Annotated in this window: 15 protein-coding genes; 13 read left to right on the top strand and 2 right to left on the bottom strand. The window is 46.5% G+C overall.

The features are described from left to right. The first annotated feature begins 33 nt into the window (after positions 1–33). From hutU to EYS13_RS16330, 6 genes are all read left to right on the top strand, one after another. Positions 34–2,097, top strand: coding sequence for a urocanate hydratase (hutU, locus tag EYS13_RS15315; RefSeq protein WP_227764422.1), 2,064 nt, complete (start codon positions 34–36; stop codon positions 2,095–2,097). After that, positions 2,075–3,343, top strand: coding sequence for an imidazolonepropionase (gene hutI / locus EYS13_RS15320; protein ID WP_227764424.1), 1,269 nt, complete (start codon positions 2,075–2,077; stop codon positions 3,341–3,343). Before hutU ends, hutI begins: the two co-directional genes overlap by 23 nt. Then, positions 3,343–4,236, top strand: a complete 894-nt coding sequence (gene ftcD / locus EYS13_RS15325; protein WP_227764426.1) for a glutamate formimidoyltransferase — start codon at positions 3,343–3,345, stop codon at positions 4,234–4,236. The genes hutI and ftcD overlap by 1 nt, the downstream gene beginning before the upstream one ends. A gap of 83 nt (positions 4,237–4,319) precedes the next feature. Then, on the top strand, positions 4,320–4,946 hold the full coding sequence (locus tag EYS13_RS15330; RefSeq protein ID WP_227764427.1) for a cyclodeaminase/cyclohydrolase family protein: 627 nt from the start codon (positions 4,320–4,322) through the stop codon (positions 4,944–4,946). Positions 4,947–5,043: 97 nt separating this feature from the next. Then, positions 5,044–5,235 (top strand): hypothetical protein, encoded by a 192-nt coding sequence (locus EYS13_RS15335; protein ID WP_227764429.1) that lies wholly within the window; start codon positions 5,044–5,046, stop codon positions 5,233–5,235. Between the two features lie 7 nt (positions 5,236–5,242). Next, positions 5,243–5,368: a hypothetical protein gene (locus tag EYS13_RS16330; RefSeq protein ID WP_265332391.1), complete on the top strand. Its 126-nt coding sequence runs from the start codon at positions 5,243–5,245 to the stop codon at positions 5,366–5,368. An 80-nt stretch (positions 5,369–5,448) separates the two neighbouring features. On the opposite strand, the gene EYS13_RS15340 is transcribed toward EYS13_RS16330, so the two are convergent. Continuing rightward, positions 5,449–5,643, bottom strand: coding sequence for a hypothetical protein (locus EYS13_RS15340; protein WP_227764431.1), 195 nt, complete (start codon positions 5,641–5,643; stop codon positions 5,449–5,451). A gap of 6 nt (positions 5,644–5,649) precedes the next feature. Then, on the bottom strand, positions 5,650–5,913 hold the full coding sequence (locus EYS13_RS15345) for a hypothetical protein (RefSeq protein ID WP_227764434.1): 264 nt from the start codon (positions 5,911–5,913) through the stop codon (positions 5,650–5,652). Positions 5,914–6,111: 198 nt separating this feature from the next. On the opposite strand from EYS13_RS15345, the gene EYS13_RS15350 reads away from it, so the two are divergent. The 7 genes from EYS13_RS15350 to EYS13_RS15380 all read left to right on the top strand — a co-directional run bounded on the left by EYS13_RS15350 (position 6,112) and on the right by EYS13_RS15380 (position 15,342). Next, a complete protein-coding gene (locus EYS13_RS15350) occupies positions 6,112–7,074 on the top strand; it encodes a GntR family transcriptional regulator (protein ID WP_227764436.1) in 963 nt (320 codons plus the stop codon). 121 nt (positions 7,075–7,195) lie between these two features. Then, the gene (locus tag EYS13_RS15355; RefSeq protein ID WP_227764447.1) at positions 7,196–8,989 is read left to right on the top strand and encodes a sigma-54 interaction domain-containing protein; all 1,794 of its coding nucleotides are present in this window, start codon (positions 7,196–7,198) and stop codon (positions 8,987–8,989) included. Between the two features lie 308 nt (positions 8,990–9,297). Beyond that, entirely contained in the window at positions 9,298–10,743 is a 1,446-nt protein-coding gene (locus EYS13_RS15360; RefSeq protein ID WP_227764448.1) for a trimethylamine methyltransferase family protein, read from the top strand. Between the two features lie 27 nt (positions 10,744–10,770). Continuing rightward, entirely contained in the window at positions 10,771–12,237 is a 1,467-nt protein-coding gene (locus tag EYS13_RS15365; RefSeq protein WP_227764450.1) for a trimethylamine methyltransferase family protein, read from the top strand. A gap of 70 nt (positions 12,238–12,307) precedes the next feature. Next, complete coding sequence (locus tag EYS13_RS15370) at positions 12,308–12,916, top strand: glutamine amidotransferase-related protein (RefSeq protein WP_227764453.1); 609 nt, start codon at positions 12,308–12,310, stop codon at positions 12,914–12,916. Positions 12,917–12,922: 6 nt separating this feature from the next. Then, on the top strand, positions 12,923–14,314 hold the full coding sequence (locus EYS13_RS15375) for an MmgE/PrpD family protein (protein WP_227764455.1): 1,392 nt from the start codon (positions 12,923–12,925) through the stop codon (positions 14,312–14,314). A gap of 101 nt (positions 14,315–14,415) precedes the next feature. Further along, positions 14,416–15,342, top strand: a complete 927-nt coding sequence (locus tag EYS13_RS15380) for an ABC transporter substrate-binding protein (protein WP_227764456.1) — start codon at positions 14,416–14,418, stop codon at positions 15,340–15,342. The last annotated feature ends 7 nt before the right edge of the window (positions 15,343–15,349 follow it).

A 15,349-nucleotide genomic window follows, 5' to 3' on the forward strand; every position in this document is an offset into this window, starting at 1 on the left:
GCTATGTGCAAAATTACGGGAGGTGGACAATTAATGCTCACTAATTTTGACATCTCGCAGGCCATGACTATTAAGCTCGATAACCAACTGCCGGAAATGCCCAAATTCGTTGAAGGGATCCGCAGGGCGCCAAACCGGGGGTTTAGGCTCACGCCGGCGCAAACGAAGATTGCTCTGAAGAATGCACTGCGCTATGTGCCGGAAGAGTTGCATGAAAAACTTGCACCCGAATTTTTAGAGGAACTGTTGACCCGGGGGAGAATTTATGCTTACCGCTTCCGCCCGGAAGGCAGGATCTACGGAAAACCCATTGATGAATATAGGGGGAACTGTATCGAAGGCAAGGCATTTCAGGTGATGATCGACAACAACCTGGACTTTGAAGTTGCCCTTTACCCTTATGAGCTTGTCACCTACGGGGAAACAGGCAGTGTCTGCCAGAACTGGCTGCAGTACAGGCTGATTAAAAAGTACCTGGAGGTAATGACTGAGCACCAGACCCTGGTAGTTGCCTCCGGTCACCCCTTGGGCCTGTTCCCGTCCAAACCCGATGCTCCCCGGGTGATCATAACCAATGCGCTGATGGTCGGCATGTTTGACAACTCCCATGACTGGGAAATTGCCGAGGAGATGGGGGTGGCCAACTACGGGCAGATGACTGCCGGGGGTTGGATGTATATTGGACCTCAGGGCATTGTCCACGGCACATTCAATACGCTGCTCAACGCCGGGAGGCTTAAGTTGGGGATACCCCAGGACGGAGACCTGAGAGGCCGTCTGTTCGTCTCCTCAGGCCTGGGCGGCATGAGTGGGGCTCAACCTAAAGCCATCGAGATAGCCGGCGGCGTCGGTATTATCGCTGAAGTTGACTACTCGAGAATTATAACCAGGTACAACCAGGGGTGGGTGAAAAAAGTATCGTCCAATCTCGGGGAAGTATGCAGCATAGCAAAGGAATACCAGGAAAAGAAAGAGCCAATGTCCATTGCCTACTACGGCAACGTGGTGGATCTGTTGGAATACATTGTGCAGCATGACATCAAAGTGGATTTGCTTTCCGACCAGACGTCCTGCCATGCTGCTTATGAAGGCGGATACTGTCCGCAAGGTGTTACTTTTGAAGAGAGGACCAGACTATTAGCTTCGGACCGTGAGAAATTCAAGGCGTTAGTGGATAATAGCCTGAGACGCCACTTTGAATTGATAAAGACCCTGGTAACCAAGGGGACCTATTTCTTTGATTACGGCAACTCTTTCATGAAAGCGGTTTTTGATGCAGGTGTGAAAGAAATTTCCAAAAACGGGGTAGATGAAAAAGATGGCTTTATCTTCCCCTCCTATGTGGAAGACATCATGGGCCCCGAGTTATTTGATTACGGCTACGGACCTTTCCGCTGGGTTTGCTTGAGCGGTAAACATGAGGATCTGCTTAAGACCGATAGGGCGGCCATGGAATGCATTGACCCCACCAGAAGGGGTCAGGATAGGGATAACTATATCTGGATCAGGGATGCGGAGAAAAACAAACTGGTGGTAGGTACCCAGGCCAGGATCCTCTACCAGGATGCTGAGGGGAGAATGAAGATTGCCCTGAAGTTCAATGAAATGGTGAGAAACGGGGAAATCGGCCCCGTCATGCTGGGGCGGGACCACCATGACGTCAGTGGCACTGATTCTCCATTCAGGGAGACGGCCAACATCAAGGACGGCAGCAATGTGATGGCCGATATGGCGGTGCAGTGTTTTGCCGGCAATGCAGCCAGGGGCATGAGCCTGGTGGCCCTCCATAACGGCGGTGGAGTGGGCATCGGGAAAGCTATCAATGGCGGCTTTGGATTGGTGCTGGATGGCAGCAAGCGGGTTGATGAAATAATTAAGTCAGCATTGTTATGGGATGTGATGGGCGGCGTGGCCAGGCGTGCCTGGGCCAGGAATGAGCATTCCCTGGAGACCAGCATTGAATTCAATAAGAAGTATCAAGGCAAAGGCCATATCACACTGCCCTATATTCCGCAAGATAAATTGATTGATGAAGTGGTGGAGAAGGCGCTGAAAAAAAGGGGTGCAGGCTCCAATGAAAGCAGACCTCATCATTAAAAACGCTAAACAGCTGGTAACCTCCCAAGGCGCATCGCGTAAGCCCAAAATCAAAGAGGAATTAGGTCAGATTGAAGTAATCACGGACGGGGTTTTGGCGGTGGTTGGGGATTCCATTGTTGCTGTGGGCACAACATCAGAAGTGTTGCAGCAACTTGACATAACTCCGGAAACAAAAGTAATTGATGCTACAGGGAAAGTGGTACTGCCTGGACTGGTTGATCCCCACACCCACCTGGTGTTTGCCGGTTCCAGGGAAAACGAATGGGACCTGAAACTTAAAGGCGTGCCTTACCTGGATATCCTGGCCCAAGGAGGCGGGATCCTTAGCACCGTCCGGGCCACTAGAGCCGCCAGCTTAGAGGAATTGGTACAAACAGGACTGAAATACGCTGACCAGATGCTGGCCCAGGGCACAACTACCGCAGAAGCCAAAAGCGGGTATGGCTTGACAACTGAGGATGAAATTAAAACCCTGGAAGCCATCAGAGAAATTAATCAAAGGCATCCCCTGGATCTTGTCCCCACCTTCCTGGGGGCCCATGCGGTACCATTGGAATATAAGGGGGAGCCGGAAAAATTTGTGGACCTGGTCATCGAAGAAATGCTTCCTGAAGTGGCGGCTAAAAACCTGGCAGAGTTTTGCGATGTATTTTGTGAGCAAGGCGTTTTTTCCGTGGAACAGTCCCGGAGGATCCTAAAAGCAGCAAAAGAGCAAGGGTTTAAATTAAAAATCCACGCCGACGAAATTGTGCCTCTAGGAGGAGCAGAACTGGCTGCGGAACTGGAAGCTGTATCAGCGGACCACCTCCTGGTCATTTCCGATGAAGGCATCAGGCAAATGGCAGAGAAACAGGTGATGGCAGTGCTCCTGCCGGGCACCACTTTTTACCTAAGGGAAGACCATTATGCACCGGCCAGGAAAATGATAGAACAAGGAGTGCCGGTAGCATTAGCCACCGACTTTAATCCCGGTTCATGTCCAAATAACTCTTTACAGATTATCATGACCATCGCTTGCCTTTATTTGAAAATGACTCCTGCCGAGGTCATTAACGCCATGACGATCAATGCCGCCCACGCTATCGGCAGGGCAAAGGAAATAGGCAGCCTTGAGCCAGGGAAAAAAGCTGACATCGTTGTTTTTGATGCTCCCACATATCAGTATTTGCCTTACCGCTTTGGTTCAAATTTAGCGGAGAAAATAATTAAAAACGGACAGCTTGTCATAGGGGGAGAGGATTAATGCCAACACTGGTAGAATGTGTGCCCAATTTCAGCGAAGGCAGAAGAACAGAAGTAATTCAGCAGATCATTGCACAAATAAGAAGCGTAGAAGGAGTAAAACTCCTGGACTATTCAGCGGATGAAAGCCATAACCGCTCCGTAGTTACCTTTATAGGGGAACCGGAAGGAGTTAAAGAGGCGGCCTTCAGGGCAGCTAAAAAAGCCGCTGAGCTAATCAATATGGAAGAACACCGGGGAGAACACCCCAGAATGGGCGCTACCGATGTCATTCCTTTCATCCCTATCTCGGACGTTACCATGGAAGATTGTATCCGGTTAGCCAGGGAATTGGGTCAGAGAATGGGAGAGGAGTTGAACATCCCTGTCTACCTGTATGAAGAAGCGGCCACCAGGCCCGAAAGAAAAAACTTGGCCAATGTGCGCAAAGGGCAATATGAAGGACTGAAAGAAGCGATCAAACAACACGAGAGGCAGCCGGACTACGGGCCGCAGGAAATGGGGAAAGCGGGGGCCACCGCTGTAGGCGCCAGGCCACCTTTAATTGCCTACAACATTAACCTGGGGACTGATGATGTGAACATAGCCAAAAAAATAGCTAAGGCCATCAGGGGCTCCAGCGGCGGCTTTGTAAGCGTCAAGGCCCTGGGTGTGCTGTTGGAAGATAGAAATATTGCCCAGGTAACCATCAATATGTGCAACTACAAAGAAGTGCCTCTCTTTCGGGTTTTTGAACTGGTTAAAAGCGAAGCAGCCAGGTACGGGGTGAATGTCATTGGCAGTGAAATAGTAGGTCTCATCCCCATGGAAGCGTTGCTCGAAGTGGCGGAGTTTTATCTCCGGCTGGAAGGATTCCGGAAAGAACAGGTATTGGAGACAAGGATCACAGAATAAGGAGGAACATGGGGACATTCCCCGAACAAGTCTAAATCATTTATAGGGGTGTGTCCCCTGACCTTAAAAGGAGGTTCTAGGAAATGCTTATAGACTTAAAATGTAATGAATTTATAGAAGAACTGGCTTCCGCTTCACCGGCTCCCGGCGGCGGCAGCGTTTCGGCCCTGGCCGGGGCTTTAGGCGCAGCATTAGTCAGCATGGTTGCAAATCTCACTATAGGCAAGGAACAGTTTAAAGCCGATGAGGAGGAACTGCAGGCAGTTTTGGCCAAGGCTTCGGAATTAAAAGAAAAACTTATGTCTTATGTTGATGAGGATACTGAGGCTTTCAACCGGGTCATGACAGCTTACAAGTTGCCTAAGGGGACCGAAGAGGAGAAGAAAGCCCGGACTCAAGCTATTCAAGAGGCTATGCGGCAGGCAGCTTCCCTGCCCATGGAAGTGGCGGAATGCTGCCTTGAAGCATTGCAATTGACTAAAACAGCGGTTGCCAAAGGCAACCCCAACGCTCTAAGTGACGGCGGGGTAGCGGTCCTGATGGCTTTTGCCGGCTTACAGGGAGCAATTTTTAATGTACAAATTAACTTAGGTTCAATTAAAGATGAGCAATTTGTACAAACCATGAGAGAGAAGAAAGAGCATGTGCTTCGGAAAGGGCAGGCATTGCGGGATGAGATTCTCGCCATGGTCGAAACTAAATTGAATTAAGCATTAGCCGCCTACATCCTTTTTTTATATTTCAAGCTATCCGCATAGCTTCCTGTTTCCTTGAGATACTATACATAGGTGAAAGGAGGCTATTACATTGGATAAATTTAATGATGTTGATAAAAAACTGCAGACTCCTGCTATGATGGATACTTTTAAAGGAGAGTTGGTCAGGGACCCCGCTTCCAGACAACTAACAGCCAGTGAGGATATTCTCAGCGATAACCCATACAAAACACCTCCCAACAACCTGACTCGTAAGAAGCATAGCCTTGGTGAGAAAGGATAGGTGAGCCATGGCTGAGAACAAAAAGCTTTATGCCAACCATGACAGGAGAAGGGAAGTTAAGCTGAAGGATTTAAACCGCGAGCGGGGTTTTTCCAGGATAATTGATCCGGAAAGAGGTCCGGAAAATAGGTAGGAAATAATTTGAAACTGGAAAAAGCGGCTTTAACCAGACGGCTAAGGCCGCTTTTGTACGTTTTTGGTTGCACTTACAAGCTATGGGCGATCGCCACGGGCCATTATTAAGTCGGCAGCCTTTTTTTGTGATGCTGCTGCTTCATTAGCTGCTTTGGCAATAATTGTCCTTAATGTAGAATCCATGATCTCTGTTTGAATCAGAGCATAAGCTAAAGCTGCCATTCTGGTGTCTTTTTCATAATCTTGCAGCATATCCATATCAGAAAATTGCAATCTGCCTCACTCCCTTGTCATGCTTTCATAATATTCCTGCAATGTATTTTTGGCTTTGCGTAGCATTTCCGCTTCTTCCTTGAAAAACTTGGCAACCTCTTGGTCATTGCAAATACCGGAGTAAAATTCGCACTTTCGCCCCGCCACTTCGGCTTCGCTAATTAGTTTTACAAGGTAAGATCCTTCTTTTAGCCTTTGTAGGGTTGTCGGATCGAACTCTCTTAATTGCGGTTGATTTTGGTTAACATTTTTAAACAAGGTAAATAACATTTTTGTCCCTCCTTACCATCCATTAAACTACTACAATTATTGTTTGATTTTATTCATTATTTATACTTTGTAGTGCCGGGATGGTGCTGTATTATTTTTACCAGCACTTCTGAAGGATTTTTTCTAATTGCCCCGAATACAATATATTGGACCCATCCATTAGTCCAAGTCGCAAAAGAGTATTCGGAAGGTGAAATAATGCAATTTGACTTAGACCGCAAAAACGGAATTCCTCTCTATATCCAGCTAAAAAATCAGATCCAGCAATTGATTGCCACCGGAAAACTGAAAGCCAACGACAAACTCCCGCCTGAACGGGAACTGGCCCAAGTGCTCCAAATAAGCCGTAATACAGTAAGTATGGCGTATAAAGAATTGGAGGATGAAGGTATTCTTTCCTCCAGCCAGGGGAGGGGCACTTTTGTAGCCAATTCTGCCTTAGTGTTACAACGGGAAAGCCTTAAAGAGAGGCTGCTCAAGGTGATCGACCTGGCTATTGAAGAGGCAACGGGCATGGGATTCAGCATCGATGAGTTTGTAGCTCTAACCCATGTACGGGCTATGGAGAAAAAAGAACAGCTTGCTCAACTCAGGGTTGCTTTTGTCGAATGCCATCCGGAACAGCTGGAATACTTTGTGCAGGAAGTAAAATTGGGCAGCGGCGTCAATCTGGTTCCTATTTTGCTTGATGACTTGCGGAAAAATGTACAAGCATCTCCACAAAACTTGGCTCAGTTTGACCTGGTCATCACGTCCTTTGCCCATTTCGATGAGATAAATCAGATTTTTCAAAGTAAGGCGAGAAAAATACTGGGGGTGGCTTTGGCGCCGCAAGTCGAGTCCTTGGTACGGATTGCCAAGCTGCCTGCAGAAAGTCAAGTGGCTATCTTTTGCCATTCAGAAACGTACGGTCGGCGCGTTCAGGAGGCTGTCCAACGGGCTGGGATCGGCCATTTGGGCTTTTCTGTCTATACCGGGCAGGTTGACGAAAAAATGCAAGAGCGTCTGCAAGGTGCAGCAGCTGTGGTCGTCTGTTTCGGTCGACTGCAGGAGGCACTGCGGCTAATTAAAGATGCTAACCGGCTGATTGAGTTCAGGTTTTTACCCGATGTGGGGTCTTTAAATCTTATTAAGTCTGCTCTGATGGAATGTAAAAGGTAAGTTAACGTACAATTGCCGTCCTGGTTGCGGGTATTAGCACAAGGGGAGGAAGGAAAGCACTTGATTTTATCGAATTAATGAATTAATCATTGGGTTATTTTGCTAAAAGAGGATGGGAAAATTGTCTGAACTGAAGGAAATTCAAGGCTATGTCCAAGATATAGCGGAAGCTATTAGTGCCGTACTTGATATGGGTGTGGAAATAATAGACCGGGATTTACTGCGGGTAGCCGGTACGGGGGAATCTAAAGTTAAAGTCGGTACTAAGATGGCCATGGGGCATATTTGCAGGCATGCCATTACCTGCAGGCAGCCTTTTGTATTAATTGATCCCGGAAAAAATCAGCTATGTGAGGTATGCGTCCTTTTCGGTCAATGTAACATCATCCAAGCCGGGCTTTTTATGCCCATACTTCTGGAAGGGGCTTCAGAAGGACTTATAAACTTAGTGGCCTTTACCGGTGAACAAAAAGCGCGCCTGGTAGAAAAGCAAAGTACTTACTTGGAATATGTTGCTAAAATGGCGGAGCTTCTATCCAGTAAAATAGCCGAAAACCGTAGTACCAAAAAACTTAAAATTACTTCCGATTTCTTAAAAACAATCATTAACTCCATCGATTTGGGAATTATCGGGGTTGATGCACAAGGGCATATAACCCATATTAATCCCGCCGCTACTGATATCTTAGGTTTAGGTTCGGCAAGCCTGAATGGGACCAATATAAACTATTTATTGCCCCAGTCACCTTTATCTAAAATTTTAGTTAATCAAAAAGTAGACGAAGAGCAGGTGGTAACATATCAAATTGGGACCAAGCAGGCTACTGTGCTCAGTTATTGTTATCCGGTAGTAACTGATGGGGTGCTGACAGGAGCTGTTGAAGCCTTTTACCGTTTGGCAGATGTTCAGAAAACGCTGGAAAGATGGGCAGATGCAGAGTATCAATCAACTTTATCGGAGATCGTCGGTGAGAGCGAGCCCATTAAGAAATTGAAGGCTGAAGTGTTACAGATAGCCCAGGGAAATTCGACCGTGTTGATTGAAGGTGAAAGCGGCACCGGCAAAGAGCTCTTTGCCAGGGCCATTCATGCGGCAAGTCCCAGGTGGAATAAGCCTTTTAAGATTATTAATTGCAGTGCTATACCTGATACGCTGTTGGAAAGTGAACTGTTCGGCTATGAAGAGGGCGCCTTTACAGGAGCAAAAAGGGGTGGCAAGATAGGAAAATTTGAATTGGCGGACGGTGGTACTGTTTTTCTCGATGAGCTGGGTGAACTCCCCCTGTATTTGCAGGCTAAGCTGTTGCGGGTTTTACAAAACAGGACAGTTGAAAGGGTAGGTGGCAATAAAGAAATTAAGGTAGATGTACGTATAATAGCAGCTACAAACCGCGATATGGAGAAAATGGTAGCTGATGGAGAATTCAGAGCAGACCTTTACTACCGTTTAAATGTAATCCCACTCAAAATACCTCCTCTACGGGAGAGAAAAGAAGATATTTCGGTCTTGGCAAGTTATTTTATTGATAAATTCAATAAGATCCTGCATAAGGCCATCAGAACCATTCATCCGGAAGCTTTAGCTATCTTAAAAAACTATAATTGGCCCGGCAATGTTCGGGAATTGGAGAATGTCATCGAATATGCCTGTAATTTCGAGCAAGGCAGGGTTATAATGCCGGCAAGCTTGCCGGCCAGGATCTTAGTAAATACTCAACAAGTATTGCATGACAGAAATCTGCAGCTTAAAAAAAATCTGAGAGAAGTTGAAAAGATACTGATTACAAAGGCTGTCGCCATGTACGGTGGGAATCTGAAAGAAAAAGAAAAAATTGCCTTGGAATTGGGCATCAGCGTTCCCAGCCTTTATCGTAAGCTAAAAGAATTAAATATCAAAATTGATAATTGCTGCTGAATTTTTATTATTAAAAATAATAACAGGACAATCCCAGTAATTACAAGCAAATAACGTCTTTATAACCTATTGCTTGACCGAATTTTTATCAAATTTAATAATGAATCCTTATTGAGATTTGTGAAATAGGCTGTTTCAAGCCTGGACGGTCAATAAAAAAACCGTTCAGGCTTTTTTTATTTATATGGCATGAATATTGCTTTAATGATAACGGTGTAGAAATAATTGCTTAGGTTATAATTTTCGGAAAAGTTAAGCATTTAAAACCATTTCAAATAAACAGTAAATGGAGGAAGGGAGTCATTCTTATGTATCAAACCTTTGACGGCGGACAGCTCCGTTTATTTAAAGAAACGGAGGTCAAGTCCATTCATGAAACAACCATGGAAATACTGGAAGAAGTGGGATTGAAAGTTAAGAGTGAATCGGCCAGGCAGCTTTTCAGGGAAAAAGGTGCAATTGTGGAGGCTGAAATAGTCAAAATTCCGCGTGGTATGGTAGAAGAAGCTGTCCATACAGCTCCTTCGCAAGTTATTCTCTACGGCCGGGAAGAAAAATATGATTTGGTCCTGGAAAAGACCTGTACTTATCTGGGGACGGGCGGCACCGTTTTATATGCCCTTGACCTGGAAACAGGGGAAAAAAGAAAAACTAATACCCATGATGTCAGGGATATTGCCAGGTTGGTAGATGCCTTGGAAAACGTGTCGTTTTACGTTATTAACACCTATCCGACCGATGTGCCTGATGAAGCTGCTGATATAAACCGTTTTTACTGGGCTGTTACCAATACTGCAAAACATGTTATGGGTGGCATGTATACAATGAAGGGACTCAAGGATGCCATTGCCATGGCTGAGGAAATTGCCGGCGGGGCAGAACAGCTGAAAGAGCGGCCTTTTGTGTCATTTATTACTCTTATGGTCAGTCCCCTGGTGATGGACGGGCTGTACACCGATTTCATGATGGAGGTTGCTCGGAAAGGTTTACCCCTCGCTATTCCTTCCGAACCGTTGGCCGGAGCAACATCCCCTGTCACCCTTGCGGGCACCATAGCTTTAAACAACGCGGAATCACTGGCCGGAATCACTTTGGCCCAGCTTATTAACCCCGGTACTCCGGTTCTGTACGGATCTACCTCAAGCATTATGGATATGAGTCAAGGGTTTTATGTAGCCGGTGCTATTGAATCCGCTCTGATTAATGCCGGATTGGCGCAAATGGCCCAGTACTATGAGCTGCCTATGTACGGTACCGGAGGGATGTCAGATTCTAAAATTAATGACTCTCAAGCAGGCTATGAAAGTGCGTTAACTGCCATGACTGTTGCCCTATCCGGCTGTAACTACATTCATGATGCTGTGGGCCTGTTGGAGATGTGCCAAGTATTTTCCTATGAAAAAATGGTCATCGACAATGAAATTTTAGGAAATATATTCCGGGTTATGCGCGGTGTAGAGGTCAATGAGGATACCTTGGCCTATGACCGTTTAAAAGAAATTGGACCGGGTGGGCATTTTCTGGCCGACCCCCATACTGTACAGCATGTGCGGAAAGAATTTTTCTTCCCCAAAGTTTCTGACAGGAGGACCCGACTGGCATGGCAGGATGCCGGTTCACCTGACACCGCGGCAAGAGCACACAAAATAGTTAAGGAACTTTTAAAGGAACATAAACCGACTCCTGTGGCTCCTGCCCTGAAAGCCGAAATACGCCGCACTTATCCTGAAATTAAGGGGGAAGAACTTTATTAACTAATACTTAGGGAAAGGAAGTAAGCTATGGAAATCAAAGCCGTCACAGGGGGCAGTTATGCACCCCTTTCTGAAAAAGATATTCAAGAAATTCACAATGCAACCATCAAAATTATGGAGAATACGGGCCTTGAGGTTCATTATGACGGGGCGTTGGAGATTTTTGAGGACGGGGGTGCAAAGGTAGATTACAACAAGAAAAGGGTATATATTGCTGAGGGGCTGCTGGAAAAATGTCTGGCGGCGGCACCATCACAAGTCATGCTTTGTGGAAGGGAAGAAAAACATGACCTGCTTTTAAGTGATAAGAATGTGTATTTGGGTACCGGTGGAACTGCCCTTAATGTGCTGGATTTGGACAAAAAGCGTCGTCCTTCATCTCTGCAAGATATTGCCGACATTGCCCGTCTGGTAGATGCCCTGGATAATATCAGTTTTTTAGTCTGCCCTGTTTATCCCAATGAGTTGCCCAAGGAAGCGGTCGATGTTAACCGTTTTTACCGAAGCCTGTGCAATACCTCAAAACATGTAATGGGCGGGGTTTACACTGTTGAAGGGGTGCGCAATGTAATCAGGATAGCCGAAGAAATTGCCGGCGGAGCTGACAGATTGAAAGAGAGACCTTTGGTGTCGATGATTACTTGCGTTATGAGCCCGCTTAAATTCGATGAAAATTATACCAAATTAATGGTTGAGGCGGCTGGCTACGGGGTTCCCCTGGCTACTCCGGCAGCTCCCATGGCAGGAGCCACCGGACCTATGACGTTAGCCGGCACTTTGGTGCAGCTAAATGTAGAAGCACTGGCAGGAATCGTGCTTACCCAATTGATTAACCGGGGCACGCCTGTGTTATACAGTGCTGTTCCGACAACGGTGGATATTCGTACTGGAACATTTCTCTTTGGGAGTATCGAAATGGGAATGATGAATGCGGCTGCCGCACAACTGGCCCGTTACTATAAAATTCCTATTTATGCTACCGCAGGCGTATCTGAATCTAAAATACCCGATGTGCAGGCGGGCTATGAAAAAGCCGGCACCGCCCTCCTGGTTGCCCTGGCAGGGGCAAATTATATCCACGATGCGGCAGGTCTTTTGGAGAGCGCCATGACAGCCAGCTATGCCCAGTATGTTATAGACAACGAAATATTAGGCATCGTACTTAGAGCTGCCAGGGGAATCGAAGTCACTCCGCAGACTTTGGCAACGGAAGTCATTGCTGAGGTGGGCCCCGGGGGCGAGTACCTAACCCATGCGCATACCTACCGGCACATGAGAAGCGAGACCTTTTTAGCTAAAGTTGCCAACAGGCAAAACTTTACCAACTGGGTTCAGGAAGGTGCAATTAACGGCTGGGAGAAGGCCAATCGCATTGCTGCGGAGATTTTACAATCCCACCGCCCCCTACCAATACCTGCAGACGTACATTCTAGGGTCCAAGCAATGATTCCCGGTTTGTATGAATCTAAGTCAGAGAAGTTTGATATTTCATAAAACTATAGGCAGTCCTTACAGGAAAATTGTGAGTTATATGGAAACATATAGCAGAGGGGGATTAGGGAATTTGTTACTTGTTATTAATAATTATGTTACCAATATAGAATCAGGCCGACGGGAGATGGAGGTCATTGGCAATGTATGCAGGGGTTTGGCCGGTATAGATTTCGAAGTGATGCATTTCAGTAAGCTGCATGGCGGTCTCCTTAGGGAAAAGCCGGAAATTGAGGCGGTCATCTCCGGCGGTTATTATGACTCTTATGATTCTTTTGATTTAGACATTTTTAGCGGTAAGCATGATTTCCTCAAGTCCCTTACCGTACCTTTTTTGGGCATTTGCGGAGGGATGCAGCACCTGGTTTTGGCCTTTGGAGGCTCTGTAAGAAGAGTCTATTATGGCAATGAGGAAAAGGGTTACTGTAAAGTATATTTTTCTAAATCCAACATGCTGTTCAATGGTTTGGACAATGAATTTTATGTTTGGCAAAATCATTATTGCGAAATAGCAGAACTGCCGGAGGAATTCGAAATATTATCCTCAAGCAAGAAGTGCCGCGTTCAGGCAGTGCAGCTTAAAGGTAAATCCGTGTTTGGGGTTCAGTTCCATCCGGAAAAGTTTACAAGGGAACACCAGGCCGGTAGAAGAGTATTACAAAATTTTCTGAGCTTGGTGTAGACCGGAATGCCGGCAACAATTACGGCTCAGGCAAGAACAAACTTATGGAAGGAGAAAAAAGCTGTGGATGGAAATAACCGGCGCATTGCCCGGTTTATCCGGGCGACTTCGTGGGACGATTTACCACCGTTAGTTCAGCAGCAGGCCAAGCTTTGTACCCTGGATTTATTGGGAGCTATTATTGCCGGCAGTCAAACCAAGGTTGCCAAAATCATAGCAAAGATTAGCCGTTCCTACTGGCACGGAGATGAAGCTACTGTTCTGATGGCTGGAACCAGATCCAGCCTGCCGGGGGCAATCTTAGCTAATGCATTTACAGCTAATGCGCTGGATATTGATGACGGGTACCGGCGAGTGAAAGGACACCCCGGAGCTGTGGTGCTACCGGCAGTCCTTGCGGCCGCTGAGAGCAGCGGAGTTTCCGGTAAAGAATTTTTAGCCGCCCTGGTTATAGCTTATGAAGTTGCGATCCGGGCAGGGCTGGCTTGGCATGAGTATCACCCCGAATATCATGGTACAGGTTCCTGGGGGGCATTAGGAGCCTGTGCCGGAGTGGCTAAAATCCTGGGGCTGCAGGAAGGGGAAATTATGCACGCCCTGGGAGTGGCCGAATATCATGCACCTATGGTGGAGATGATGCGGTGTATAGATTATCCGGCCATGACCAAAGATGGTATTGGCTGGGGATCTATGTCAGGTGCTGTGGCAGCTTTAATGACTAAAGAAGGGTTTACCGGCATTCCCAGCATTTTCAGCAGGAAAGAGTTTCAAGGATTGGTGGATAGTCTTGGCAACCAGTTTGAAATTCTAGGGCTATATTTTAAACCCTATGCATGCTGTCGATGGGCACAGCCTGCCGTAACCGGGGCATTGCAACTTCGAGATAAATACGGCATACACTACCAAGATATTCAGGAAGTAGTAATACATACATTTAGGGAAGCTTCCCGATTACAGTTGCAGATACCACATAACACCGAAGAAGCTCAGTACAACATAACTTACCCTGTAGCCGCCGCCTTGGTAGACGGGGAAGTAGGACCGCGGCAGGTGCTGGATGAAAACCTGAATAATGAATCTATTTTGTATACGGCTGAGAAAGTGAAAGTAATTTGGGACAAGGCGTATGACCACGAATTTCCCGGCAAGTGCCAATGCGAGCTTACCATCAAACTGAAGGACGGACGAAAGGTAAGTTCGGGAGTGGTTACAGCCTTAGGTGATCCCGATACACCACTAGGGGTTGAGGGTTTAGAAAAGAAATTCCGCTGGCTAGCCAGGCATATTCTGAATTCATGCCAGGTGGAGCATATCATTGAAACGGTTTGGCAGTTGGACAAAGTTTCCGACGTTCGCTCTTTAACAGGGCTTCTTTATAAACCATTTAACGGAGCTTAATGGGCTTAAACTGTTACAAATGATATTTGAAAGGGGGAATCTTAGCCCTGAAGTAAAGATAGTGATAATGAGTTCATATAAGGACTAAGGAGGAGTAAACAATGAATAAGTTTTGGGTAAAAATTATTGTTTTACTATTAAGCATTACTTTGTTAGCCGGTTGCGCCAGTTCCGGAACAAAAACCGGTGATACTGCTGGCGACAAATCGGCAGTGAAACCAAAAGTTATTGTTGGGGCCAAGAACTTTACGGAGCAGCTTATTCTGGGCAATATGGTTGGTTTATTGTTACAAGATGCCGGCTATCCTGTGGAACTTAAACTCCGTTTGGGGGGTACCGGGTTGGTCCACGAATCACTAGTGAACGGCGACATCAACGTTTATGTGGAATACACAGGTACTGGTTTGACTGCTTTGTTAAAAGAGGCTCCGATGACCGATCCCCAGGCAGTTTACGACAAAGTAAAGGCAGCTTACAAGGAAAAATGGAACCTGGAATGGCTTGAACCATGGGGATTTAATAACACCTACACCATCACCATGCGCAGGGCTGACGCAGAAAAGCTGGGGATTGAAAAGATTTCGGACCTGAAAGAAAAAGCGACTAATATGGTTATTGGCGCTACACAGGAGTTTATTCCCAGGGCTGATGGGCTGGAAGGGTTGCAGCAAAAATACGGCTTTAGATTTAAGGAAGCCAAGGGAATGGACTCGGGCCTTATGTACCAGGCATTAAAAGAAGGTAAAGTGGATGCCATTTCCGGTTTCGCAACCGATGGACGGATTCCCGCTTTTGATTTTGTAAACCTGGTTGACGATTTGGCTTACTTTCCACCCTATTTTGCAGCGCCGGTTGTCCGCGGTGACCTGCTGGAGAAGGACCCTGGAATTGCTGACACGCTTAACAAATTGGCAGGAAAGCTTGATGATAATACCATGGCCAAACTTAATTATCAGGTTGACGGCGATAAAAAAGACCCAGCGGAAGTGGCGAAGCAGTTCCTAAAGGAACAAGGGTTTATTAAGTAATTAAAAC

The sequence above is a fragment of the Zhaonella formicivorans genome (assembly GCF_004353525.1).
In the GTDB taxonomy this organism is placed as follows: Bacteria; Bacillota; DUOV01; order DUOV01; family Zhaonellaceae; genus Zhaonella; species Zhaonella formicivorans.